Genomic DNA, 26,874 nt, shown 5'->3' with positions numbered 1-26,874 from the left:
AACGGGCTAATTAGATATAACTGCCGATCGCCACTCTCTGGCCAACGATCGGCGGCCCCATTTAATCCCTGCGATTAGCGACCGATCAGGGGTGAGTAAGCACACACTTCAGTGCCTGTATCAGGAGCCCCGGTTAACGACACGGGGGTCACACAAAATGCAACAACATGGCCGAAATAGGCATCCATCAGAAGAAGCTGTTCGCCTGTTTCCCCCTCAATGTCCACCCAACCACAATCAGGCGTACATAGGGACTTCATGCGCCAGCGAAACCGTGTTGCACCTTCCAGGTTCTGGTCATGATCAAGATATATATAAGTACCAATTAGCGTCTGACCCACTTCAGGGATGCCCTGTATCATGACGGCCCTGGCTTGCGGTGGCTGCCCCAGTACCACGCTTGCAGTGGGTACTGATTTTTGCGTTGCACCCTGGCTCGGCGTCCCCGTAAGGGCAATTGGCGTGACGGCCAATACAATGCTTTTGCCCAGATCTTGCGCTGTCACGGTGTAGACCGGTTGCGTCGCGCCCTCAATCACTTCCTCGGGGCTGCCATCGTTTGCAGTCCGGCACCATTGGAGGCGGGTTCCCCCATCTTGGTCGGCGTTATCGTCGTGGTAATCGTAGCTGCCAACAAGGACCTCACCCACTCGCGCGATACCCTGAACCAGAACACTACATGTGGGCGCACGACCCTCGACAACGACTACGGTGGCTGCTGATTTTTGCCTTGGGCCTGTGTCGGGCGTTCCAGTTAGCGCTCTTGGAGTAACCTCAAATTGCAGAGTGGCGCCCAAGTCCTCCTCTGTCAGTACATAGGTCCGTTGCGTTGCCCCTGCAATAGCTCCGGCATTGACACCAACCCGATACCATTGAAAGCTGGTTCCCCCCTGCAGATCGTTGTCGTTATCCACGTACTCGTATGTACCGGTGAGGGTTTCTCTCACTTGCACGCAACCACTGATAGACACGTTTTGGGCTTGGGGAGGATAACCGCGCTTAACAATTTCAGTGGGTGCGGATATACGCTCTGCGCCCACATTGGGCATTCCGGTTTGAGCAATTGGTGTGACCGCAAATTGCAGGGTGGCGCCCAAGTCCTCCTCTCTCAGTACGTAGGTTTGTTCAGTGGCTCCCTCAATAGCCTCATCGGCGTCACTGCCATGGCGTTTAAACCATTGGAAGGTGCTCGCCCCCTGCAGATCGTTGTCGTTATCCACGTACTCGTAGGTACCGGTGAGGGTCTCACCCACTTGCATGTAACCACTGATAGACACGTTCTGGGCCATCGGTGCTGACCCTTTTTTGGCTGCAATCGGTGGGGTCGCAGCCACTTTTACCTCGCCGTCCCTTGGTGTCCCGGTAAGGGCGACTGGGGTGACCGAAAACGCAAGGATTGCGCCCTCATCTGCAGCGGTCACGGTGTAAGTCTGTTGTGTCGCGCCTTCAATAGCCCCAGGGGTACCGCCCCCATGGCCGCCTGCCCGCAACCATTGGAATCGAGTTGCGCCCTCCTTGTCGTTGTCGATATCAACGTACCAATAGGTACCGGTGAGCGTCTCACCCACTCGCGGGCAACCATATATATTCACACTCTGGGCCTCGGGAGCGTGGCCCTGTACAACGCTTTCAGTCAACGGCGAGGCAACCTGATCGCCTGTACTTGGGTTTCCGGTTCTGGCTTTTGGAGTGACCCTGAATTGCAGGGTGGCGCCCAAGTCATCCGATATCAGTTGATAGGTCTGTAGCGTTGCCCCGTCAATAGCTTGATTATTCCGATACCATTGGAAGGTGGTATTTCCTTCCGGATCGCCGTCGTCATCAACGTAGGTGTAGGCACTGCCAAGGATCTCGCCCACTTGTGCACGACCACTGATTGACACGTCGCGGGCTTCTGGTGGCAATCCATCCCTCGCGGCAATAGTCCCGGTTGTTGCGGTTCCCACCCCGCCAACCACAGGTGTTCCGGTAAGTGCTTTTGGGGTAACCGAAAACGTAAGGGTCGCGCCTTCATCTGCGACTGTCACGGTGTAAGTCTCATTGATTGCGCCCGCAATATCCCCCGGGGCGCCACCACCGTGGCCCCCTGTCCGAGACCACTGGAAGATAGTTTCCCCCGGCTCATCGTCGTCAGGGTCGAAGTAGGTATAGGTACCGGTGAGGGTCACACCGACTTTTTGGATACCCGATATTTGCACTTCATTCGCCTGCGGCGCAGACCCTGGTTTCGGCGCAATGATTGCGGTTGCCGCGGATCTTTGCTCGCTCCCCATGATTGGCATTCCCGACGTTGCAACGGGAGTGACAGAAAATTGAAGGGTTGCACCTTCGTCCTCCACCGTCAGGCGGTAGGTACTGCTGTTTGCCCCTGTAATAATCCCCGTCGCGCCACCGCCATGGCCTCCTGCCCGATACCAGAAAAAGAGTGGCACACCTTGCTCATCACCCTCTGTATCGACGTAGGTATAACTCCCCGTCAGTTCGCTATCCACGATTGCCTCACCCATCACCCGGACATCTTTGGCGATAGGTGCTGTACCCGTGGTAACGCCGTCAGCAGATGACAGCATGGCAGCGCAGGCTTCAGCAACCGTCTGGATCAGGGAGGAGCTTTCGGCATTCAGTTGTTCAAGCGACATCACGTAGAGGCTATGGATAAGCGCACTGCCTAGTCCACTTTGCAAACTGACCTGCATCGAGGCTTCTAACTGGGAAAGATGTGCGAAGGTTGTCGGAAAGGCCCCGTATGCACCTCGACTAACCAGCGTGTTATTCATTTCACGGGTCGCATCCAAGTCCCAACCCTGAATACGCGCCAGCATCTCTGTGGCGAAGGCTATCGTCTGATCGGGTTGATTGGCGTACTTGAAGTAGCTCATGGCTTCCGCTTCTGGCACGACAATGCGTTGCTGCCATTCCTTGAGGCGGGAAATAAAGAACAAGAGTTTCAGGTCGGGCGCTTCAACCGTGATAAGACCCAAGTCCTGCTCGGTCAGATTTGCCCATTGCGCGATCAAGGCATATTGCCCCATGGCCTGGCTGTAACGAGCGATATCGGGATAATTGTGCAGCTCATCGAAAAACGATAGCGCCCCACTATTAAACAGCTCGTTAATCTCCCTCCAGAAGTCGGCCAGTCCGTAAGGGACAGGCGTTGCACCACAAGTCTTGAAGGTGTCATCGAGCCAGTCAATCAAGCTCGCCATGACATTGGATTTGACCTTAAATGCGGCAGAAATGAGTTTAAATAGCTTCTGACGAAATCCCTCCGACAACGATCTGTTTGCGTCAGGGTCAGTGGCAAACGTGGTGTAGATATTATCGACAAAGTTGTACAACTCAGGGGTGACGTTTTGACTGTATTGATCGGTGATCAGGCTGAAACTGTCATCAATGGCCAAATTGTGGTTCGCCATCCAAAGTAACACCGCTTCGGTTCGCTGAATCAGCGTCAGGGTCTCCAGCGTTGGCGTACCCGCCAGCACCTCCGCCATATCCCTGTCGGGAGTCAGCATGTTCCATAGCCGTACAGCTTGGGAGTAGGTGATGCCGAGCATTTTGGGGATCATCGCTTGCCGGTAGAGCTTAGCCGCTGCCTGGGTACTCCAGTCGGCGATCGTCGGTTGACTAAAGGTCAACTTCGCCATGGTGAACAATTCATTTGCCGAGACGCCCAGACTACCGGCAATAAGGCTTGCATTGGCATCGCCAGCCTGGGGATCAAAGTTCACGAGCACCTCCAGCGGCACCGTCCTGCCATCTGTTTTCGACGTGAATACTTGTCGATAGAGGCTCTGCGCGTACTGAGGCGCATGGCTGTTCATGTCCCCAATAAAACAGGTAAATGCGTCCGCCGAGAGGCTGTAAACCTCATTCAGACGCTGAAACTCGGCAATCGCCTCAAGAATGGGGGTATCGAGCAACAGTTCATTGGCGCGGTTCGAGCTATATGCCAGGTTGGCATTTTTAATCAACCAATCAAGCTGATAAAACTCAAGCTTGACCTGATGCTGTAAACGAATGAGCCGCTCTGCCCGGTCTGCGAGCAATACTGCGTTTCCACTGTCTAGTTTCAGCTCGGCCGGCGCTGTTACAGTTAGACCAGGAATAACCAATAGCGGAGTTCTGGTCTCACCGCTCGTGGAAAGATAGGACTGTCCAAACTCAGTCACCGGAACAGCATTCTTGACGCCAAACTTGAAGTATCGACTGGTTTTTTGTTCTGTCTCGGTTGACGATTGCGAATCAACCTGGCCGGTCATATGGAGCAGTTGATTGACGGTCAACCCAGTCTGAGCAGTGAACGTGGACACGAGCTTGAGTTCGTCGTGGATCACGTCGCTATCGAGATCGTAATGTTCCTTGATAGTTTCTGCGCTTGCATCCGGCCCTACCAGAAGTTGATAAGTCGCTGGAGTCATTAACAGTTCTTCTCGTGCCGCAGGAGACGGTGTCGTGACGCGGGAAACGGTATGTACGGCACTCTGAAGGGGACTAAAGGCCAGTGCCTGATCGTCGTGCAGAATGGCCCAGACTTGTTGAAGAGAAGAACTTTTCGATTTCAACGTCGTACGAATTTGAACCAGGTTGTCATGGTACGGTAGCGTCATCGGGAAGTAGGTGGTTTCCAGCGAAGCCAACGTGGCGCCGGGATTGGCCCTCCTCATGCCCGAGATCAGAACATCAATCAAAATGCCGAGGGTGGAAGCCTCTTTCAGCATGTTATCTTCGCTCAGAGTCAGTGTTTTGATATCGGGCCGACGCCTGTCGATGTTCAACGGGCTTTGCGGCAGGTGCAAGCCCTTGGCAATCGTATACAGCTCGGTCAGATAGCGCCCAGGGGAGAACAATGATTGAATCGAGGCGGCATCCGCATACCCATCTGCGGAACGCTCAGTAAACAAATCGTCGAAGTCAAGTGCTCCGCCTAATGAACGTCCCAAAGCATCGGAAAGCGTCTGGGGTGATGGATTAATTCCTAGCTTGGGAATCGTTTGCAGGATGGGTTCATTACGCGAACGATAAGTTCGAATAATGCTATTTAGGCTTTCCACTCTCTGCGTGGCCAGTGCATGAATTTTCTGGGCTTGCTCAGATGGCAACACCGAAAGTTGCTGACAGAACGCCATTTTCGGCTGACGAACAATGTCGAAAACTGATGTATACCCCGCCTCACTGAGTCGTTGCATAGTATCTTCGTTTGAGGACTCTGTACTGAATAACGGCTGTATTATTTTTTGCATAACGCTCTCCATCTGGATTGACTTGGATTACCACGAAACAATCACCAACTGCTTATTGCAGTGCATTGATCAGACCTGCTGCCTGTTACGGTGCTTGTCATTCTGATTCGACAAGTACAAACCAAGACAACTAACCACAGCTGGGAATAGCTAAGAGCCTATATGACTGCAAGCCGCATATTTCTAGTTCTGCGTTTTGGAAGATGACCTATAAATATTCGGTGAGTGCTCATGGCTCCATGTAAGTAACGATATCCAACAACACGATTTTTCCACTATAAATGCGCGCAATGGTAAAGCAAGGATTCTTCCTCTAAAGTCTGATTTCACACTCAGTGATTATTCAAAAAAACGCAAACAACATGCAGTAACACATTATTATTAATAAGTGGTGAAAGGACTTCCTCGCCTTTTTTGCCGATCGTGATGCACCGCGCGCACAGCACTGGTTTCGAAATACAACTAGGACGGCGTCTGGGAGCAGGCTGCGCACTAGGCTCTGTACGAAAAGTAAAGTTGCAAACACCGCATGGCACAAACCAATGTGACCATCGCCGCAAAAGTTTTCGCGAGCTTGTCGAAGCGTGTAACGTTGCGGCGGTTATCCTTCAGCCATCCGAACATGCGCTCGATGATGTTGCGCTGTCGATATTGGGGGCGATCAAACAGCCTGGGCAAACCCGGTCGTGGCTTTCGCCTCATGCTTTGCAAAGGGATCGCTGGCGGCATCCGATAACGTTCGCAGTAACGGCGCAAGGCTTCGGCGTCATAGCCCTTGTCGGCCAGCAGCCATCGACAGCATGTGGATTGGTCGTCAGGCCGCCCCGGCTGCGTCCGAGGGCTTGGTCTTGCGGTTCTTCAGGCCCCCTTTTTTCCCGGCGCCTGATGAGGCTCTGGTTGCGCGAAGTGCGGTGGGGTCGATTCATACCGTTTTGCCATCGTGGCCTTCTGGCTGTGATGGAGGGGGACACGGCGCATTCCCGTGACCGCACGGTGATTTTTTTTCGCTACATGCCGACCCAAGCGAGCTTCGTCCACCATGTAGGGATCGAGGTTGGCGAAATACTTGTGAACGGTCATACCACTTGGCATCGCCAGCTGGTTAGAAGGCAATCGTCCGAGGTTCTCGTCTTCGATTGTGATTTTCACTTCGCCAATGACCTCTGAAACGCTAACTCGTTCCTCATGCAAGTACCCCTCTTCGATCACCCACCCAAGATAACTTTGAGTTCTCCTGTAATAGGCGGAAAGCAAGTCAGATCAGGGGCTACGTTCCTAACGTACGGGACCTCTCCGAGAAATGGCTGATCAATACAGACTTCAATTTAGCGCTTCTCGTACCCACTATAAAACTCGGCTCGCCTTTTTCGACTTGGTCTACAACCCACAATTTAAAAGTCAGCGTGTAATCGCGCTGACTGCGTTTTGCACCTGTATCCATTGCACCTTCCTGATAAAAAGTCAGAAGGTGTAAACCTTATTCAGGACGAGACAGCCCCCAAAAAAAGGTTCTTCACGGAATCTCGGGAAACACAGAAACAAGAACGCCGATTTGATTGATGATGTTCGTGCGAGCAAACACATCTAACAAACCGGCGTTCTTATGCGCGATATTAATACTTTCCTTCCTTTTTGGGAGGGCTTTTCTGTCGTCACGATCAAACCTGATGGTGACGCACTCCAGATCGATTTGACACCCATGTCGATCGATTCCCTTCCTGTAGCAGCTGCCAAAAAACCTGTTCAACCACGCATGAGTATTGCCAGCGAGTCATTCGTGATTTGCCCATTCTCGGCCGTGCGGTGCACCTCAGTGTTTTGCTCAGACGGGTTGGCTGTCGTGACTGTGGCAAACGCATGGAAGCCGTCAGTTGGCTGGATCGCTATGCCCGCATGACGCGCCGCTTGGCCGATGCCGTTATTCAAGCCTGCGAGCGCCTTCCCACTCTGCACGTGGCCCAGATGTTTGGGCTGCTTCGGTTGCTGGAACGTCGAGCCTTGCAAGCGGCGCTGAGCACTTTGCCGAAGGCGCAACCACGTCGCCTGGTGATGGACGAATTCGCGTTGTTCAAAGGTCATCGCTACGCCAGCGTTGTGCTGGACGCCGATACACGGCGGGTTCTGTGGATTGGCGAAAGCCGCAGCCGTGCCGCGGTCAGGCCATTCTTCGAAGAGCTGGGGCCAGAGGGGTGCGCTCGCATCGAAGCGGTGGCGATGGACATGAATACCGCTTTTGATCTGGAGGTTCGTCAGCACTGCCCGAAAGCGCGAGTGATCTACGATCTCTTCCATGTGGTGGCCAAATATGGCCGAGAGGTGATTGATCGGGTTCGCGTCGACGAAGCCAATCGGCTGCGTCACGACAAACCTGCTCGCAAGGTCATCAAGCAGGCGCGATGGCTGTTGCTGCGTAACCCGCAGAACCTGAAAACACCGGAGCAACAGGTCCGCTTGGAAGACCTGCTGGCGGCCAACCAAGCGTTGATGACGGTCTATCTGATGAAAGCTGAACTCAAAACGCTCTGGACGCCGAGTACTGCTGGGGCTGGAGATCGGCCTGGAAACAATGGCTGGGCCATGCTTATGAAAGCGAAATCCCGGCTCTGAGCCAGTTTGCCAAACGGTTAAAGGGGTACTGGCGCGGCATCGTAAGCCGTGTTCGCTGGCCGATGCACACCGGTCAGTTGGAAGGAATAAACAATCGAATAAAGGTCATCAAGCGGATGGCGTACGGTTACCGGGATAGCGAATTCTTTTTCATGAAGATCAAGAGCGTCTTTCCCGGTAATCCGTGAAGAAATCGAGTAGGAGGCGGATTCACATCCGCCGTCCTCTCACACCACCTTACATACGGTTCCGTATACGGCGGTTCAGGCTATGCGGTTAAGCCGGTTTATCGTATCCAGTATCGAGACCAGCCCGAGTCGATCCCACAGCTTCTTCGGTAGCGCCTGATTCATATGTGGCGCTCCCGAGTTCCACCATGGGCCTCGGCCATTGACTGCCGATTTCCACGCCCGTGCCTCACCGAGTCCCAAACGTATCAAGTTGCGCGCCCTCGTAGAGGGCCGCTTCCATTGACGCCATACGACACAGCGAAGCTTGTGACGCACCCAACCGTCAATTTCCTCAAGCGGCCGCTTGCTCTGACTGAGTTTGAAGTATCCTGCCCAGCCACGCAGTACGGGGTTTATCCGCTCGATGACAGTCGCCATTTTGCAGCCCCGAGCATGACGTAACAGCATTCTCAATCGGTCGCGCAAGCGACCTAGACTCATCGTCGCCACTCTTAGTCTCGGCTGTTGATGCCAGCTCATCCCATAGCCTAAGTAATCACAGGCCCAAGGCCGTGCCACACGGCTCTTTTCCCGGTTCAACGTCAGTTTCAGGCGCTGGCTCAGGAAACGCTCGACGCCGGCCATCACTCGTTCGCCGGCACGGCGACTGCGCACATAAATGTTCGCGTCATCGGCATAACGCACGAAGCGATGGCCCCGTCGTTCCAGCTCACGGTCGAGTTCGTTGAGCAGGATGTTCGACAGCAACGGCGAGAGCGGGCCGCCTTGCGGCGTCCCTTCCTGCCGTCGACTGACGAGTCCACCTGACATCGTTCCCGCTTCGAGTAACGACGGATCAGCGTGAGTACACGCCTGTCTTCGATTTGACGCGCCACGTAGGCCATCAGGACATCGTGGTTGACCCGATCAAAGAACTTCTCCAGATCAAGTTCCACGCACCAACGGTGACCCGCCGCCACATGGGCGCGGGCTGTTTCGATGGCTTGGTGAGCGCTTCTGCCCGGACGAAAACCGTAGCTGTGGTTCGAGAACAGCGGGTCGAAGATCGGCGTGAGCTGTTGCAGCAGAGCTTGTTGGATCAGGCGATCCACGACACCGGGAATGCCCAACTGCCTTGTGCCACCTTTGGGTTTGGGGATGTCGACGGCGCGCACACCTTGCGGGTGATACTCGCCGGCCAGCAACCGAGCCTTAAGGATCGGCCAATACTGTTTCACGTAACCTGACAAATGCTCGACCGTCATGCCATCGGCACCCGGCGCGCCCTTGTTGCTGACTACGCGTTGATACGCACGCTTGAGGTTGGCGGGTGCAAGCACCCGCGCCATCAGCGTGTCCGGCTCCGCTTTCGTCCACGTCACAGACGCCGTCGATACCTGTGCGCTGTCAGCCGTCATCCTCGGATTCTGTCCGGGACTCGGAGTAACAGTCTTCTCTGGGAGAAATTTCTGCATTTCGGTATTCAACGAGACTTCGACGCCTACTGGCGGCATAACCTGTTCGGCCCTTGGTGGCGTGGTCATTCGCCACTTACTACGGCTTCAGCTGACTTCTGCACGTTCATCCCGTCGCCTCTCGACGCTCGGTAGCACACTGGCAAACGTGCAGATCTCCCAGGGTAATTCGCGCGACCTTCCTGCTTATGCCTGTCGGATCTACGTCACAGCGTTCCGTGCAAGTATTGGGCTTTAACGGTTTGGGCCGTCTTACCCCGCTGCGCCGCCTCTATCCGCTTCCTGTTCGTCAGGCCAGCACTTTGCCTCGGGCTTCCTTCAGATTCGCAGTCACCCACGACACCCTTGCCTCTGGCTAACACTTCCCCTTGCCGGGTGTGTAGAGGACTTTCACCTCCAAGTCACCAGCGTGGCCACCACAGCCAAGCTGATTGCGCTTGCGCGCAACGCGCCATGCCTGGCGCACCCAAAAAAAAGCCAATTCAGAGAATTGGCCTTTCTGGTGCTTGAGTTCGTTGATTCATCTATTTGTGAAAATGATCAACTATTGTGTGAACCTACACAGGATGTAGGTGAGCAAAGTTAACCGACTTTGACACATTGGAATATCAGCGGTATACAAAAGGATTGGACAAAGTTAATTTCCACTTCGGGAAAAGTTATTCGTCTAAAACCTAACTTCGGCCAATGTTAATCCTCCAACTATTACAGCCGGTATAAAATTGACAGATTGTCAAAACATGAAATCAATTTAAACTAAATTTATTGCCTATTCAAGTAGGATTGCACCTTGCAGTACAGGCGCCTCAGCGCTAAACCCTCAATATCTGTCGTATAGAACATCAACCTTTAACAACTGTACGTATAGACACCTACGATAAGTTGATGAGCATCGCCTTTCGGCGCTTTGTAAAATATCGAGAGCCCTCCCCACCACCTGACTGATGGTCATGCCTCGTCACTGTTACGTCACAAATCGTCCCTAGGCTGAATCGAATGGGCCAGGATTTTCCTGACCCAAAGGAGGCCTGCTTGCCCTCTCCAAGCACGCGGATAACTTCAGAAAACTCCTCCGACAGTCCTGTGCCGGCTGCGGAATACGTTCGCATGTCCACGGATCATCAACGCTACTCCACCGAAAATCAGTCGGCAGCCATTCATGCATACGCCATGAGCCATGGCATGGAAATCGTTACCACCTATCGTGATGAAGGGAAAAGTGGACTAGATATTGGCGGTCGGGACGCACTGCGCACACTGCTTGACGATGTTCAGACCGGAAAGACTCAATTCCAGGTCATTCTGGTCTATGACGTCAGCCGTTGGGGACGTTTTCAGAACACAGATGAGAGTGCTCACTACGAATATCTTTGCACCAGCAGCGGCATCAGGGTGGTGTACTGCGCAGAACCCTTCGAAAACGACGGCTCACCACTAGCAACTATATATAAAGGCATCAAACGATCCATGGCTGGCGAGTACAGCCGTGAATTGTCCCAAAAAGTCTTCGCTGGCCAGTGCCGTCTCGTTGAAAAGGGTTTTCACCAAGGTGGGCCGGCAGGCTATGGGTTACGCCGAGCATTGATCGATGAGAAAAGCGAGTTCAAGGCAGAACTATCGCGGGGCCAGCAAAAGAGCCTCCAAACCGACAGGGTCATCCTAATTCCTGGGCCCGAAGCGGAAATTGAAGTGGTTCAACGCATCTACCACCAATTTATCCACAACGGGATGAACGAACGAGAGATTGCCAATGCGCTGAACGCTGAAGGTTTGATCACCGACTTTGATCGCCCTTGGAGCCGGGGCAGCGTCCACCAGGTGCTGACCAACGAGAAATATATTGGTAACAACGTCTACAACAAAACATCCTCCAAGCTACGCAAACGCATCAGTCGCAACCCACCCGAAAAGTGGGTTCGCTGTGATGGGGCATTCCAGGGAATTGTTTCACTGGAAGTGTTTGCTGGTGTACGCGAAATCATCTTTCAGCGCTCGCACCGCCTGGATGACGCACAACTGCTAGAGCTGCTTCGTATCCTATTGCAGCGGGCGGGCTCATTGTCTGGGATGCTCATCGACGAGCAGGACAACATGCCCTCCAGCACTATCTATATAAATCGCTTCGGCGGGCTTTTACGTGCCTACACCCTTATCGGTTACACACCAGATCGCGACTATCGATATTTGGAGATCAATCGGTCTCTAAGACAGCTGCATCCGCAGGTTCTTGAAGATGTTCTAAACCACTTGAAGTTCGTTGGGGCAAGAGTCGAACTCAGCGATCAGAATGACCTGCTGACCGTTAACAATGAATGGACGGCATCCGTGGTCATTGCCCGTTGCCAACCCACACCGGCTGGAACTCTTCGCTGGAAACTCAGATTCGACAACAGCCTGGCCCCTGACATCACGATTGCTGTGCGCATGGAACAAGCAAACCTTCAAGTGCGGGACTATTACCTGGTTCCCAGTATAGACATGGGGACATGGCCAAAAAGAATGGCCGAAGAAAATAGCCCCTTAATAGACAGTTACCGTTTCGCAACGCTGGATGTACTGGATGGGCTTGCTGCGCGTTGCTCCCTGAAAGAGGCTTGCCAATGACCGTCCCATCAACTGTACGTGACCATGTTGCACTCATTCCCATCTCGCAAATTCACATCCTGAACCCTCGCACGAGAAACAAGAAGGTTCACCGCGAGCTCATCGAGAATATCAAAACGGTGGGCCTCAAGCGCCCTATCACCCTAAGCCGAAAAGCCTCACCCCAAGGGCCGCTCAGCTATGACCTCGTGTGCGGACAAGGTCGCCTCGAAGCGTTCCTCGCTCTGGAAGCCAAAGAGATTCCAGCATTTGTGATTGATGCTGTGGAGGAAGACTGCCTTGTGATGAGCTTGGTGGAGAACGTAGCTCGAAGGCATCACCGCCCGATAGACCTGATGAATGAGGTCGGACGTTTGAAGGAGCGGGGCAAGTCAGATGCGGACATCGCAAAAATAATTGGCACCACAGCATCATGGGTCAGCATGATTGTTGGGCTACTCGAACGCGGAGAAGAAAAGCTCCTGTCGGCGGTTGAAACTGGGTTGATACCGCTCAGCATGGCGACAGATATAGCCCGTAGCACTGAAAGCGACATTCAAAATGTACTTACTGACGCCTACGAGCGCGGAATAAAAGGAAAGAAAATTACGAAGCTACGACACCTTCTCGAGCTGCGGGCCAAGAGGGACAAGCTCGTTCGGGGGAGCGCGCTAGGCGCAGGTAGTCAGAATAAAAAGAAAAGAATAACTCCCGCAGACCTGAGACGCCTGTTCGAACGGGAGGCCGAACGACAACGCCTGATGGTGAAAAAGGCAGCTTTTACCCATGACCGGGTAGTTTTCGCCATTCAGGCTATCAAAGATCTCTTATCCGTCAGTGATTTCGAAAAGCTGCTCTATACAGAGCATCTGAACTCATTGCCGAAACTGATACAGGCCCGGCTTTGGAATGGAAGGGGGTTGTGATGCCTGACCAAACACACGAGCCTACTAACCCCAAGCCAACTCACGTTCCGAAAAATGCTTTTTTGGATGAGTGCGTTCGAGTCAAAGTGGCCAATATTCTGCCCCTTAAAATCTCACGCCCAGCAGTAAAAGAAAGTCTCAAGTACCAACAAATTCTAGCTTCGATCCAGGATGTGGGATTGGTTGAGCCTCCAGCTGTGACGCCAGTTCCTGGACGCAATGGGCATTATTTTTTGCTGGATGGCCATCTGCGTATTGAGGCGCTAAAGGATTTGGGCGAGCTGGACGTCGATTGCCTCGTGGCCACCGACGATGACACGTATTCGTACAACAAACGTACCAACAAACTTTCTGCCGTACAAAGTAACAAAATGATTGTGCGCGCTATGGAGCGTGGGGTCTCGGCGGAGCGACTTGGTAAAGCTCTTGGATTATCACCACAGACAATCAAACAGAAATTTCGTCTGCTTAATGGCATTTGTGCAGAAGCCGTTATGCTTCTGGGTGACACAGATTGCCCGGCAGAAGTATTCAATCTTTTAAGGCAGATGAAACCGCTGAGGCAAATTGAAGCGGCGGAGTTGATGATTGGAAACAAAAATCTCTCAGTCCTGCTCGCTAAAGCCCTTTTGGCCGCCACGCCATCAGACCAACTGGCAGTACCAAAAAAGCCCCTTCCTGATCAGCAGATCTCAGCAGAATCAATCGCTCGCCTAGAGCGTGAGCTTGCCGCCTTGCAAATGCAGATCAAAACAGTCGAGGAGGACTACGGGCCAGATGTCCTTCATCTCACGGTCATCAAAGGCTACCTAACCGAGCTTCTCGCCAACGCTGCAGTTGTCCGGTGGCTGGCCAAGCACCAACCTGAATACCTGAAAGAATTCCAATCCATCGCCGAGCTGACTGAACTACCGTGGGGAAGTGACGAACTAGAAACTGTTCTACCGGCTCCCGCTGCCGAACCGACAAAATAGATCGCTTGAGCCGAACGCTCAGGTTTTGAGCAGTCCCGTCTGAAGGCCATGGCCCCAAACACAATCTAAAAAACTAAGCCAATCTCATATGTTCAGAGTAGATCGAACAGCCTTCTAGCTTCGCTCGATGAGCTCATCGCTCAAGTTCGAAACAGCTCCATTGAGCTTGAGGTATCTTCAAGTCGGTAACCCATCGCCCGGTATCCACTTTGGCGCTTATCCCACATTCGCATCAGCGCTGGATGCCCTGCATCGATGAAGTCGATTATGCGCACGTCTGCTTTGCTCGCGTGCTCCCGATGCAAACGCCCGGCGTACTGTTGAAGTGTTCCCTTCCAAGAAATGGGCATTGCCAGCACCAAGGTATCCAATGGGGGATGATCAAAGCCTTCCCCCACCAGCTTACCGGTGGCCAAGAGTACCCGAGGGGCATCCGAGGATAGAGCAGCCAGCTCATCCGTTAGCGCCAAACGCTGCTTTTTCGACATTCGCCCGTGCAAGGTAAACAGGTTCTGCACACGACCAACCAGTGCCGCTTCAATGGCGCTCAAGTGATCGGTTCGTTCCGTCAGCACCAGCACCTTACGCCCTTCGTTAAAGGCTTTTTCGACTTCGAACGTGACCCGCTGGGTACGCTCAATATTATCAGCCAGATGCCGGAATACCTCCTGAATACCCGCGCCCTCGGGCACATTGATCTGGCCCGACAACAGTCGAGTTTCCACCATCAAATCACTCGGGGCACTTGTTGGCCTGCTTGCCGTATGTCGAATCGGCCCACACTGCATAAATATGATGGGGTGCTGTCCATCACGGCGTACCGGTGTGGCTGTCAGGCCAAGCACGTATTTTGCCCGAACACTTTTAAGGATCGCTTCAAACGAAAATGCCGAGAGGTGATGGCATTCATCAACGATGACCTGCCCATAGTTTTTCACCTGATCGCTCACCTCACCTTGCCGTGACAACGACTGCATCACGGCTATATCGATGACCCCGGTCGGCTTGGCCTTCCCACCACCGATGGTGCCGACAAGCCCCTTGCCCAGGCCAAGAAACATCTGCAAACGCTCTTGCCACTGTCGAAGCAGGTCAGTTCGATGGACGAGTACCAGCGTGTTAACGCCCCGGCGTGCAATCAGCGCAGCAGCGGCCACGGTTTTGCCGAATGCGGTTGGGGCACACAGGATGCCTGCATCGTGTTCTAGCATCGCCGTTACAGCAGCCTCCTGATCCTCCCGCAATGAACCGGCGAAGTTAAGGTTGATCGGCTCTCCGACAAAACGCTCATCCTGAACAATCGGGGCAATACCGTTATCGTTCAGAAGCTCTAACGCGGCATCCAGGCAACCGCGAGGCAGTGCGATGTGTTTGGGGAAATTCTCTGCACAGCCGATGATACGGGGCTTGTTCCAGACCGACAGACGCATCGCCTGCGCCTTATAAAATTCTGGATTCTGAAACGCGGCCAGCCTGATCAACCGATTAGCCAGTGCCTGGGGTAGCTCGGACTTTTCGAAGTAAATCAGGTTGGCCAACGTAACGGTCAAAGTTGCCGGCATTGGGCAAGATAGCTGTTGTTCGCGGGGGGGGTTCCACGGCTCCGGCTGGTCTTCCTCCGCGACGAACGTTACGTCCAGAGGGTGGGCATGACCGGTCGCACACACGATGGCCGGATCGATATCCTCCACAGCCATTGGCTGGATGGTGGCCAGGAATGCCCATTGATCGGCATACGGCTTGAGTTCGCCGTCCACAAAGACGCTGCACCCATGCTCGCGGGCTTTCTTCTGCAGCGGCAACGCAATCAGGTTGCCAAAACCACCTTTGGGCATCCTGTCCTGGTTCGGGAACAGTCGGTCATACGAACTCAGCTTTAGTTGTCGAGTCCGAGCACAGGTATGGCTAATAATCGCCGTGCCCAGCCGCCGAGCGTCTTGGGCAGTGACCGCTTTGGCGAAGAAAATCCATGCATGAGCACCATTGCCCGAGCGAGAGATTTCCAAAGCCACGGGCACACCCAGCTCGTGACAGGATTGGGCAAAGCCCAGCAAGTCTTCGCGCCAGTCGGCCTCGTCAAAATCCACGGCAAGGAAATAACAGGTGTCATCGGTTAGCAGGGGGTAAACGCCTGCGACTATTTCGCCCGCCAAATGCCGATAAAGCACCTGGTCATTAAGCGGTACCAATTGGCGGAAGCTGCAGTCACCACACTTTATTTTCGGCTTCTGACAAACACCTGGGCGCCATTCATTGGCACAGGCCGGTGAGTATCCTGCCTTGCCGGTTTTGCTCTCCCAGCGTTGTGGGTACACATCAGTTCGTCCTCGAAACAAGTGCTGAAACAGCTTGAGCTTGGCCTCGGTTCCCAGATGCTGAGCGGGCAACTCGATGACTGAAATGGGCACGACGGACACAGCGACTGGCAGGCGCCATTCGATAGCATTGGCTTCCAGCAAAGCAATCAATCGGGCATTTTCTGCCTGTAACTGTGCCAGTGAATCAGATTCAGTCATGGGGTCTCTATTCAATCCCGTGTCTCGTCCTTCCAAGATGTTCTACGTTGGTCTGAGAAGCCAATTTCGCCATAGTCTACAGCGGCCAAACGGTGATGTTCATGACTAGCAACGATATGAGTGGTGGGCCTTTAAGCCAAACGTGGCGGCGCTCGTAAACCATGGCTGACGGTGCTGAGTGAAATGCGAGGGCACCCCACGGAGAACGCCCTCTACCAGCCATAGTGGTTGGGTATTTTAATATCCAGATCCAGCAGCCCGTCCGACGTATGGATAAGGGGATCAAGCCAGTCCGCTTTGGCCTTAGCCCACTGTAAATAGGCGAACTGCACTTGTGTCGGGGCTCCGGCACCGAAGGTTACTTTTTCTAACTCGACAAGATACTCCCGAAGCACATTGGCCCGGCGCCAATGGTGGGCGTCCTCTTCAAGCCGCTGTAGTTTTTCTCGCTCGGCATCCTGCTCCGCCTTTTTGGCTAAGGCTTCATCGCGTTGTATCCGACGCCCCACTTCAGCAATGGCCCGCTCTTCCCGCCCGATCAACAGCTCGACGGCGCGCCGAACCATCATGATGATCAGCTTGTTGAGTTGCTGCTCAACAGGCGTATGGGTGGAGTCCATAATTTTCCCGCCATACCCTGCATCTCCCAACACATGAAGTTGGCCTGTGGGAACGTACTGCGGCGACGATATCGAACTCCAGTTGATGCGTTCATTTCGCGCCAAGGTACGCGGAGGTGGACTGCCCTCAGAACGCTTCGTCGGCTCGAAAAAGCGCAGACCAATCTGTATCCCTAATATTTCGACGTTGCATCGATCACCAATGAGCACTGGATACCCCCGGGTCTCGAGGGCTTTGATCAAGGCGTCAGCAATACGAAGCGCCCGAGGCTGCATGGCCGCCGAAACCTTCATATCAAGTGCCCGCTGACGACGACCGGGGAAGGGCATGCCACGCTGATCCAAGACGGGATGAAGCAACGCCTCACGCGTCTGCACGACGTGGGCATGGGGATTGGTGAGCCGCTCTGCCACGCGAATCCGGTGGCTCGGCTGTTGCTCATATTCGATGACCGCTTGCAGCCGGGGATCAACCGACTCGATGACGGGCACTTTGGAGTGTGGCACCGGGGCCGGCACCGAAGGGTGATGCCATAGGTAGCGCGCAGGCCCGGTGTAATCCCGGAGTTGGGGTTGAGACGGCACGCGCTTACCGGCTTTACGTTTTGCCCAATACCCTCGCATGGGCGTCGGTATCTGCAGTCTTGCGCACAACTTTTTCAGTCCGACGTCAGACAGCCCATACTTGGGCGCGACCACTGACACGGGGTCAGTCCAGACCTGCTCCAGCAGCACACCACGATCATATTGCTTCATGATCGGCTCCTCAATGCTCAGCCGCTAGCAAAACACACGTTGATTTCCACCGTTTTACCGGCGTGCCAATACCACCGGTTCACCCATCAACGGAAACCCGCGAGCCATAGCAGGGCGCATCGGAGTGACATCGCCGAGGCCGGCCAGTAAGGTCTTCCGAGATTTTGCAATCGGCGCCAGGGGATGCCCGCCATGGGGCCCCACCCATCGGGTTTAACCTTGTGCCGGTTATGCGCAGCGCGGTTCGACTCCCCCGGTGCCAGGGCTGACCGCCTGGGCGTGTCGAAATCGTCAGCCATGGCCCGCTGAAGGTTCCGCGCTCATACGGCGGCGTCCATGCCGCTGTGTCACTCATGGCCAACACCGCTGAAGCCACCTCTGCGCTGATTGGAGCCCTACTGCAGGCGATGGGGGGTGTTGTAAAAGCCATCGCTCAGCACCTTCAAAAAGTGTTTCAGTGACTGTCGTCCACCGGGGTATTTAAAGCTGACGATCACATAACAACTGCCGCTCGCGGTGAACAGAAGCCAGTAACTGCCGTTTTGCACCACGCTGTGGATATCCGATGTGCGAATGCGATGCCCGTCCTCAAACCGCCCCGCGCCAGCCCGGATGTGCCGGTGCACCATGCCCACCGCGCAGCACGCCGTAATCTCGACTTCTGTTAAAAAGGCAGTAATCGCCAAGTCGACGAAATAATGTTGTGCTGCCGCCAGCCTGAGCTCGCTGAAACGATGTGGGGGCTTCATGATCAGCTCCTTTACCATCAGGGTGAGTGATGGAAGGCCCGTGTCTAGAACACTTTGACCACCGTCGCCAGCTCCGCTGATTTGCGGACACCGTTGCCCAGCAGCACGTACACGGTATTGCGGGTTTGAAAGCAGAAGCCAAGGGGGCAAAACAACGGCCAAGATGCACACAGCGTTGTCAGGCGTAAAAGGGGCCGATGTAGATGAGACTGAAGACGAGGAGGAGCCGGTCGAGGATGCGGTTAATAAGTTGATCGAGTCTCGCAAAATGCTGACCAACGCCAGCTACTTTGCCTTCACCGCCACGCCGAAAAACCGGACACTAGAGTTGTTCGGGGAACGATTTATGGAGGGTGGCGAGCCACGCTATCGCTCACCTGAGGAGCTGGCCTACACCACCAAACAGGCGATTCAGGAGGGTTTCATCCTCGACGTGATTGCGAACTACACGTCGGTGGATAGCTTCTACCAAGTAGCCAAGACGGTCGAGGATGATCCTGATTTCGACAAGGCTAAGGCGCTGAAGAAGATTCGCTACTACGTCGAATCTCACAACAAGGCCATCCGCAAGAAGGCCGAGATCATGGTCGATCACTTCGTAGTGCAGGTGGTCGGCAAGCAGAAGATCGGTGGCAAGGCGCGGGCAATGATCGTCTGCAACGGCATTGCACGAGCCATCGACTACTACCGCGAGGTATCGGATTATCTCGCCACGATTAAGAGCCCGTTCAAGGCCATCGTGGCGTACTCGGGTGACTTTGAAATTGGCGGGGCGAAAAAAACCGAAGCCGATCTCAACAATTTCCCGAGCAAGGACATACCGTCCAAGCTCAAGCAAGATCCGTATCGCTTCCTAATCGTTGCCAACAAGTTCGTGACGGGCTTCGACGAACCTCTGCTGCATACGATGTACGTGGACAAACCGCTGGCGGGCGTGCTGGCGGTGCAAACACTGTCGCGACTGAATCGAGCCCACCCGCAAAAGCGCGATACCTTTGTGCTGGATTTCGCGGACAACGCCGAGACCATCAAGGCTGCATTTCAGGACTATTACCGCGCTACGGTTCAGGTAGGTGAAACCGACCCCAACAAGCTGCATGATCTGAAGAGTGACCTCGATGCCAAGCAGGTGTACAGCTGGCGGCAGATTGAGGATTTGGTCGCGCTCTACGTCACGGGCGCAGACCGCGACAAACTTGATCCCATCCTCGATGTTTGCGTTGCCGAGTACATCGACAACCTGGATGAAGATGGCCAAGTCGAATTCAAGGGGAAGGCCAAAGCTTTCGTTCGTAGCTACGGTTTTCTAGCTGCAATCCTGATCTACGGTTACCCAGCATGGGAGAAGCTGTCGATCTTCTTGAATTTCTTGATTCCAAAACTACCGGCTCCGAAAGAAGAAGACCTCTCCAAGGGTGTACTGGAGTCCATCGATATGGACAGTTATCGGGTGGAGGCGCAGGCATCACTGAAGATGTCTATGCACGATGCAGACGCCTTCATCGAGCCGCCCCCGCCCGGTGGAGGTGGCGTGGGCGGTACCCCTGATATCGACAAGCTCTCGAACATCATCAAAGCGTTCAACGATATGTTCGGCAACATCGAGTGGAAGGACGGCGACAAGATTCGCAAGGTCATCACCGAGGAGATTCCCGCGCGCGTGGCGCAGGACAAGGCTTACCAAAACGCGCAGGCCAACTCCGATAAGCAGAACGCCAAGCTGGAGCACGACAAAGCGTTGAATCGCGTAGTGCTAGAGCTGATCTCCGATCATACGGAGCTCTTCAAGCAGTTCAGTGACAATCCCAGTTTTAAGCGCTGGCTGACGGACATAGTTTTTGACTCTACCTACCACCAAGGCACTTCCAAACTGACTGAACCTCCGCAGCTTGGTGCGTAATGTCGTAATGCCTACCTGTGTGTAAAAAGCCCAGCAAAAAGGCCCGATAGTTTCCTATCGGGCCTTTTTGTTGCAACTAACTTTGGTCGAGCCGCTTAACTTTGACCGAAGTGGCAATTAACTTTGCCCACCTACACAGGATCAGAAGTCCAGGTTCGAGACCGCGAGGGCATTGCTTTCGATGAAGTCTCGGCGAGGTTCGACCGCATCACCCATCAGGGTGTTGAAGATCTGGTCTGCGCCAATGGCGTCTTCGATGGTCACTTTGAGCATCCGGCGCTGGCTTGGGTCCATGGTGGTTTCCCACAGCTGATCCGGGTTCATCTCACCCAGACCTTTGTATCGCTGGATGGTGTGACGCTTGGTGCTTTCAGCCATCAGCCATTCAAGGGCTTCCTTGAACTCGGTGACCGGCTTCTTGCGCTCGCCACGCTGGATGTACGCGCCGTCGTCGAGCAGGGTGCTCAATTGAGCGCCCAGGGAAACGACCGTTTTATAGTCGTTGCTGCCGAAGAAGTCGCGGTTGAAGGTGACGTAGTTCGACAGGCCGTGGGAGATCAGTTCGACCTCTGGCAGCCAGACGTTACGTTCACGGTCTTCACGCAGGCTGGCTTTGTACACCAGGCCAGACTTCTCTACGGTGCGCAGGCGAACTTCGTATTGAGCCAGCCAATCCTGCATCGCTGCATGATCGGACAGTTGATCCATGCTCACCGCAGGCAGGTAAATGAAGTGCTCGGTCAACTCCTGTGGGTACAGGCGCGACAGACGCTTTAGGGTCTTCATCACCAGACGGAAGTCATTCACCAGGCGCTCAAGCGCTTCACCGGAGATTCCCGGTGCTTCTTCGTTCAGGTGCAGGCTTGCATCTTCCAGGGCCGACTGCGTCATGTACTCTTCCATGGCGTCGTCGTCTTTGATGTATTGCTCTTGCTTGCCTTTCTTGACCTTGTACAGCGGTGGCTGCGCAATGTAGATGTAGCCGCGCTCGATCAGCTCCGGCAACTGACGGAAGAAGAAGGTCAGCAACAGGGTACGGATGTGCGAACCGTCGACGTCAGCATCGGTCATGATGATGATGTTGTGATAGCGCAGCTTGTCGATGTTGTACTCGTCGCGGCCGATGCCACAACCCAGCGCGGTGATCAAGGTGCCCACTTCTTGCGAAGAGATCATCTTGTCGAAGCGTGCCTTCTCGACGTTCAGGATCTTGCCTTTCAGCGGCAGGATAGCCTGGGTACGGCGGTTACGTCCCTGCTTGGCGGAGCCGCCAGCAGAGTCACCTTCCACGAGGTACAGTTCGGACAGGGCAGGGTCTTTTTCCTGGCAGTCAGCCAGTTTGCCCGGCAGGCCAGCGATATCCAGCGCGCCTTTACGACGTGTCATCTCCCGGGCTTTACGCGCGGCTTCACGCGCACGTGCCGCATCGATCATCTTGCCGACGACCAGTTTGGCTTCGTTCGGGTTTTCCAGCAGGAAGTCGGAGAAGTACTTGCCCATTTCCTGTTCGACCGCGGTCTTCACTTCGGAAGACACCAGCTTGTCTTTGGTCTGGGAGCTGAACTTCGGATCCGGTACTTTCACCGAAATGATCGCGGTCAGGCCTTCGCGGGCATCGTCACCGGTGGTCGCGACTTTGTGTTTCTTCGCCAGACCTTCAGCTTCGATGTAGGTGTTCAGGTTACGCGTCAGTGCTGAACGGAAACCCACCAGGTGAGTACCGCCATCGCGCTGTGGAATGTTGTTGGTGAAGCACAACAAGTTCTCGTTGAAGCTGTCGTTCCACTGCAGGGCGATCTCCACGCCGATGCCGTCTTCACGCTGAATGTTGAAGTGGAACACCTGGTTGACCGCAGTCTTGTTGGTGTTCAGGTATTCAACGAACGCACGCAGGCCGCCTTCATACTTGAACAGCTCTTCCTTGCCGCTGCGCTCATCTTTAAGGACGATGCCGACACCGGAGTTGAGGAAGGACAGTTCACGAATCCGCTTGGCCAGGATGTCCCAGCTAAAGTGGATGTTCTTGAAGGTTTCAGCCGAAGGCTTGAAGTGAATCTGGGTACCTGTGGTTTCGCTTTCGCCAACGATCTTCATCGGCTCTTGCGGAACACCGTGGATGTAAGTCTGTTCCCAGATCTTGCCGCTGCGGCGAACGGTCAGGATCAGTTCTTTGGACAGTGCGTTCACCACCGACACACCTACACCGTGCAGACCGCCGGATACTTTGTAGGAGTTGTCGTCGAACTTACCGCCGGCGTGCAACACGGTCATGATGACCTCTGCTGCCGAAACGCCTTCTTCTTTGTGCACGTCTACCGGGATGCCCCGGCCGTTGTCGCGAACGGTGATGGACTCATCCGGGTGAATGATGATGCTGATGTCGTCGCAGTGGCCGGCGAGAGCTTCGTCGATCGAGTTATCGACCACTTCGAACACCATGTGGTGCAGACCGCTGCCATCGTCGGTGTCACCAATGTACATACCGGGACGTTTGCGTACGGCATCCAGGCCTTTCAGCACTTTAATGCTCGTTGAGTCGTACGTATTTTCTTCGCTCAATGCCTTCACTCCCGATGGTCGTGGGTCTGGGTGATACGGCCCTGTTCCACGTGGAACAGAGCGACTGGCGTTTCCGTCTGCCAGCCTTCCCTCAATAATTCGTGATCTACACAGGTGATAAAGACCTGGCAGCGTAAGTCTTCCAGCAAGCGGCAAAGCGCACGTCGGTGGTGCTCGTCCAGTTCGGACGGCAGATCGTCCACCAGATAAATACACTGGCCGCGTCGGGCCTGGCTAACCAGGTGCCCTTGGGCAATCCGCAACGCACAGACCACCAACTTCTGCTGACCCCGGGACAAAATGTCCGCGGCATTATGTGCGCCCAGTCTGAGGCGCAAATCAGCGCGTTGTGGTCCGGCCTGGGTATGACCCATTTGCTGGTCCCGGTGAAGGGACCCAGCGAGTACGGCACTCAGTTCGCGGTCTTTGTCCCAGCCTCGGTAATAGCTGAGGGTCAAGCCTTCAAGCTCAACCAATTCGCTCAAGGTCTGTTCAAAGACTGGTTTCAAGGCTTTGATGTAAGCGCGGCGGTATTCATCGATTTCAGCGCTGGCCTGGCACAGTTCCCTGTCCCAAACCGCTTGCGAAACGGCGTCAAGTGTACCATGTCGCAGCCAAGAGTTTCTCTGGCGCAGGGCCTTCTGCAAGCGCTGCCAGGTGGACATGAAACGCGGTTCCACGTGGAACACGCCCCAGTCGAGAAACTGCCGGCGAATCTTCGGCGCACCTTCCAGTAAGCGAAAGCTGTCAGGGTTGATCAGCTGGAGTGGCAGGATCTCTGCCAATTGCGCCGCACTGCGAGCATTCTGTCCGTCGATGCGGATCTGAAATTCACCCTGACGGTCGCGCGAGATGCCCAACGCGCTGTGTCCACCCTCAGCCAATTCAACCTGGCCAAACACGGTGCACGCCAATTGCTCGTATTGAATCACCGGCAACAAACGGCTGCTACGAAACGACCGGGCAAGCCCCAGCAGATGGATGGCTTCCAGAACACTGGTTTTGCCGCTGCCGTTGGCGCCGTAAAGTATGTTGATTCGGGGGGAGGGGGAGAAGGTCACCGGGTGCAAATTGCGCACCGCGGTGACCGAGACGCGACTTAGCGACATCTAGCTTCTGCTGAACATGATTACAGGCGCATCGGCATGACAACGTAAGCCGAGTCGTCGTTGTCGGATTCTTGCACCAGCGCACTGCTGTTGGAGTCGGACAGGATCAGGCGAACTTGCTCGGTGGTCATCACGCCCAGTACGTCGAGCAGATAGCTGACGTTGAAGCCGATTTCCAGATTGCCGCCGTTGTATTCAACACCCACTTCTTCTTCCGCTTCTTCCTGCTCCGGGTTGTTCGCCTGGATTTTCAGCTGACCGTTGGCCAGTTGCAGACGGATACCACGGTACTTCTCATTGGACAGAATCGCGGTACGGCTGAAGGCTTCACGCAACGCCTGACGGTCGCCAAGTACCAGCTTGTCGCCGCCTTTAGGCAGCACACGCTCGTAATCCGGGAATTTACCGTCAACCAGTTTCGAGGTGAAGGTGAATTCACCGGTGGTAGCACGGATATGGTGCTGCCCCAGGACGATGCTGACGATGCCGTCCGGCTCAGTCAGCAGGCGTGCCAGTTCAAGGATGCCCTTACGTGGAACGATGACCTGATGGCGATCCGGCTGACCGATATCGGCCTGCATCGAGCACATGGCCAGACGGTGACCGTCGGTGGCCACGGCGCGAATGATACCGGCCGAGACTTCCAACAGCATACCGTTCAGGTAGTAACGAACGTCCTGCTGAGCCATGGCAAAGCTGGTGCGCTCGATCAGGCGACGCAGCTTGCTTTGCTCCAGGCTGCAAGTCAGCGAGCCCGGGCCTTCTTCCACGGTCGGGAAATCGTTGGCCGGCAGGGTCGACAAAGTGAAGCGGCTGCGGCCAGCTTTCACTACCAGCTTCTGTTCGTCGACCTTGATGTCGATCAGCGCGTCGTTTGGCAGGCTCTTGCAGATGTCCATCAGCTTGCGCGCTGGCACAGTGATGGAACCTGGATCAGCAGGCTCTTCAAGTTGCACACGACCGACCAGTTCGACTTCCAGGTCAGTACCGGTCAGCGACAATTGCTGGCCTTCGACAACCAGCAACACGTTGGAGAGCACCGGCAAGGTCTGTCGGCGTTCAACGACGCCTGCGACCAGTTGCAGGGGTTTCAACAGGGCTTCGCGTTGAATGGTGAAATGCATGGTCTAGTCCCTTGCCTTAATAAGCTGCGCTGGTGTGCATCAAGTGGTCAGTGTTCGCAGCAGGTTCTTGTAGTCCTCGCGGATGTCCGCGTCGGATTCCTTAAGCTCGTTGATCTTGCGGCAGGCGTGCAAAACAGTGGTGTGGTCGCGGCCGCCAAACACATCGCCGATTTCCGGCAGGCTGTGGTTAGTCAACTCTTTGGACAACGCCATTGCAACCTGACGCGGACGTGCGACCGAGCGTGAACGGCGCTTGGACAGCAGGTCGGAGATCTTGATCTTGTAGTACTCGGCGACAGTGCGCTGAATGTTATCCACAGAGACCAATTTGTCTTGCAGCGCCAACAAGTCTTTCAGGGATTCGCGAATCAGCTCGATGGTGATGTCGCGGCCCATGAAGTGCGAGTGGGCGATCACGCGTTTCAGCGCGCCTTCCAGCTCACGGACGTTGGAGCGTATGCGTTGGGCAATGAAGAACGCGGCGTCATGAGGCAGATCGACTTTGGCCTGATCGGCCTTTTTCATCAAGATCGCGACGCGGGTTTCCAGCTCCGGCGGCTCGACGGCAACCGTCAGGCCCCAGCCGAAGCGGGATTTGAGACGCTCTTCAAGGCCTTCGATTTCTTTCGGGTAGCGGTCACTGGTGAGAATGACCTGCTGGCCACCTTCAAGCAGGGCGTTGAAGGTGTGGAAAAACTCTTCCTGGGACCGTTCCTTGCGGGCGAAGAATTGAATGTCATCGATCAGCAACGCATCCACCGAACGGTAGAAGCGCTTGAACTCGTTGATCGCATTCAGTTGCAGCGCCTTGACCATGTCGGCCACGAAACGCTCGGAATGCAGGTACACGACCTTGGCATTCGGGTTCTTCTTTAATAGGTGGTTACCCACAGCGTGCATCAAGTGGGTCTTACCCAAGCCGACGCCACCATAAAGGAAGAGCGGGTTGTAACCGTGCTTGGGATTGTCCGCCACCTGCCAGGCAGCCGCCCGGGCCAGTTGGTTGGACTTACCTTCGACGAAATTTTCAAAGGTGAAGGTGCGGTTCAGGTAACTGGTGTGCTTGAGCGCGCCTTCGACTTGCACGGTGCGCTGCTCGGAGCGCACCGGAGCTTGCTGCGAGCTGGCGCCGGCCATCGGGTCGAAGCTGTCGCGAGACGGCTCTTCATTGATCTCGACCACTTTTTGCGTTGCACGTTTGGTCGGTGCGCTGGCAGTCGGCGCTGGCGCCGGAGCGCTAACGGGTGCTTGAGCAGCCTGCGCCTGAGACGCAGCGGCAGCCAACGGCGCATTTGGTGCAGCGCGCGGTGCCGAACTGCGTTTGCTGCCTATTAATAAGGACAGCACGGGCGCTATGCCGTTGCCGTGCTCATCCAGCAGTTCAAGAACGCGGCCCAGATACTTTTCGTTGACCCAGTCGAGAACAAAGCGATTCGGTGCGTAGACACGCAACTCGTCGCCTTCGGCTTCGACCTGTAGTGGACGGATCCAAGTGTTGAATTGTTGGGCAGGCAGCTCTTCGCGCAAAAGCTCCACGCACTGCTGCCAAAGTTCCACTGACAC

At 54.8% G+C, this 26,874-nt stretch carries 12 protein-coding genes and 4 pseudogenes; 5 read left to right on the top strand and 11 right to left on the bottom strand.

Translation table 11 applies throughout. The features are described from left to right. Window positions 1–74 precede the first annotated feature (74 nt). Window positions 75–5,243 (bottom strand): Tc toxin subunit A, encoded by a 5,169-nt coding sequence (locus ACA048_RS00080; RefSeq protein WP_497627433.1) that lies wholly within the window; start codon window positions 5,241–5,243, stop codon window positions 75–77. A gap of 495 nt (window positions 5,244–5,738) precedes the next feature. Further along, window positions 5,739–6,165: pseudogene (locus tag ACA048_RS00075) on the bottom strand (hypothetical protein); the annotation flags it as partial. A 681-nt stretch (window positions 6,166–6,846) separates the two neighbouring features. Between ACA048_RS00075 and ACA048_RS00070 the strand changes: the two are divergent. Next, a pseudogene (locus ACA048_RS00070) lies at window positions 6,847–8,038 on the top strand (ISL3 family transposase). Window positions 8,039–8,113: 75 nt separating this feature from the next. On the opposite strand, the pseudogene ltrA reads toward ACA048_RS00070, so the two are convergent. Further along, a pseudogene (gene ltrA / locus ACA048_RS00065) lies at window positions 8,114–9,534 on the bottom strand (group II intron reverse transcriptase/maturase). Window positions 9,535–10,491: 957 nt separating this feature from the next. Between ltrA and ACA048_RS00060 the strand changes: the two are divergent. From ACA048_RS00060 to ACA048_RS00050, 3 genes are read left to right on the top strand one after another with little or no spacing between them, the layout of a single operon-like run. Then, window positions 10,492–12,099, top strand: coding sequence for a recombinase family protein (locus ACA048_RS00060; protein WP_497627432.1), 1,608 nt, complete (start codon window positions 10,492–10,494; stop codon window positions 12,097–12,099). Then, window positions 12,096–13,004, top strand: coding sequence for a plasmid partitioning protein RepB C-terminal domain-containing protein (locus tag ACA048_RS00055; RefSeq protein WP_497627431.1), 909 nt, complete (start codon window positions 12,096–12,098; stop codon window positions 13,002–13,004). Before ACA048_RS00060 ends, ACA048_RS00055 begins: the two co-directional genes overlap by 4 nt. Next, window positions 13,004–13,978 carry a plasmid partitioning protein RepB C-terminal domain-containing protein gene (locus ACA048_RS00050; RefSeq protein ID WP_497627430.1) on the top strand — a complete coding sequence of 325 codons (975 nt, stop codon included), beginning with the start codon at window positions 13,004–13,006 and terminating at the stop codon, window positions 13,976–13,978. Before ACA048_RS00055 ends, ACA048_RS00050 begins: the two co-directional genes overlap by 1 nt. 140 nt (window positions 13,979–14,118) lie before the next feature. On the opposite strand, the gene ACA048_RS00045 is transcribed toward ACA048_RS00050, so the two are convergent. The 4 genes from ACA048_RS00045 to ACA048_RS00030 all read right to left on the bottom strand — a co-directional run bounded on the left by ACA048_RS00045 (window position 14,119) and on the right by ACA048_RS00030 (window position 18,726). Beyond that, on the bottom strand, window positions 14,119–16,494 hold the full coding sequence (locus ACA048_RS00045) for a TOTE conflict system archaeo-eukaryotic primase domain-containing protein (RefSeq protein ID WP_497627429.1): 2,376 nt from the start codon (window positions 16,492–16,494) through the stop codon (window positions 14,119–14,121). A 212-nt stretch (window positions 16,495–16,706) separates the two neighbouring features. Continuing rightward, window positions 16,707–17,870: a hypothetical protein gene (locus ACA048_RS00040; RefSeq protein WP_497627428.1), complete on the bottom strand. Its 1,164-nt coding sequence runs from the start codon at window positions 17,868–17,870 to the stop codon at window positions 16,707–16,709. Window positions 17,871–18,265: 395 nt separating this feature from the next. Beyond that, window positions 18,266–18,619 (bottom strand): hypothetical protein, encoded by a 354-nt coding sequence (locus tag ACA048_RS00035; protein WP_497627427.1) that lies wholly within the window; start codon window positions 18,617–18,619, stop codon window positions 18,266–18,268. A 44-nt stretch (window positions 18,620–18,663) separates the two neighbouring features. Then, the gene (locus tag ACA048_RS00030; RefSeq protein WP_497629947.1) at window positions 18,664–18,726 is read right to left on the bottom strand and encodes a hypothetical protein; all 63 of its coding nucleotides are present in this window, start codon (window positions 18,724–18,726) and stop codon (window positions 18,664–18,666) included. A 29-nt stretch (window positions 18,727–18,755) separates the two neighbouring features. Here ACA048_RS00030 and ACA048_RS00025 point away from each other — a divergent pair. Further along, window positions 18,756–20,519 (top strand): annotated as a pseudogene (locus tag ACA048_RS00025) (type I restriction enzyme subunit R domain-containing protein); the annotation flags it as partial. Window positions 20,520–20,660: 141 nt separating this feature from the next. Here the strand turns inward: ACA048_RS00025 and gyrB are convergent. Genes gyrB through dnaA form a run of 4 tightly spaced genes read right to left on the bottom strand, consistent with a single transcriptional unit; the run spans window position 20,661 to window position 26,874 of the window. Beyond that, window positions 20,661–23,078: a DNA topoisomerase (ATP-hydrolyzing) subunit B gene (gyrB, locus tag ACA048_RS00020; protein ID WP_497627426.1), complete on the bottom strand. Its 2,418-nt coding sequence runs from the start codon at window positions 23,076–23,078 to the stop codon at window positions 20,661–20,663. Between the two features lie 5 nt (window positions 23,079–23,083). After that, on the bottom strand, window positions 23,084–24,187 hold the full coding sequence (gene recF / locus ACA048_RS00015) for a DNA replication/repair protein RecF (RefSeq protein ID WP_007948107.1): 1,104 nt from the start codon (window positions 24,185–24,187) through the stop codon (window positions 23,084–23,086). A gap of 20 nt (window positions 24,188–24,207) precedes the next feature. After that, entirely contained in the window at window positions 24,208–25,311 is a 1,104-nt protein-coding gene (gene dnaN, locus ACA048_RS00010) for a DNA polymerase III subunit beta (RefSeq protein ID WP_017341709.1), read from the bottom strand. Between the two features lie 39 nt (window positions 25,312–25,350). Continuing rightward, window positions 25,351–26,874, bottom strand: coding sequence for a chromosomal replication initiator protein DnaA (gene dnaA, locus ACA048_RS00005; RefSeq protein WP_497627425.1), 1,524 nt, complete (start codon window positions 26,872–26,874; stop codon window positions 25,351–25,353).

The sequence above is a fragment of the Pseudomonas sp. LBUM1659 genome, assembly GCF_059716045.1.
This window is presented reverse-complemented; position numbering and strand designations above follow the sequence as displayed.